Below are 269 nucleotides of genomic sequence, written 5' to 3'. Positions count from 1 at the left end.
TCTGCCACACCGTAAACCACCATTCTGGTAACCACTACCATCTCTACCACCTGCAGCACCACGATCACGCTGTTGAAGTTGGCATCGGTTTTGATTCCACGCAGGTTGGAGATGGTCATAAAGGCCACCAGCAGCTCCACGAAAATCCACGACGGAATGCCCGGCACCAGCGTCTCAAAGTAGCTTTTCGCCAGCAGGTTGTTGATCATCGGCATGAACAAGTAGTCCAGCAGTGATGACCAGCCAACCATAAAGCCGACGTGCGGACG

General features: G+C 53.5%; 1 pseudogene. It reads right to left on the bottom strand.

Annotated elements, in window-relative coordinates:
- Positions 1-269: pseudogene (locus KVT28_RS25235) on the bottom strand (putrescine/spermidine ABC transporter); the annotation flags it as partial.

The sequence above is a fragment of the Pantoea sp. GbtcB22 genome (assembly GCF_019091025.1).
Lineage (GTDB): Bacteria > Pseudomonadota > Gammaproteobacteria > Enterobacterales > Enterobacteriaceae > Pantoea > Pantoea leporis.
Note: the sequence above shows the minus strand (reverse complement) of the source record. Positions and strands in the feature narration are given on the sequence as shown.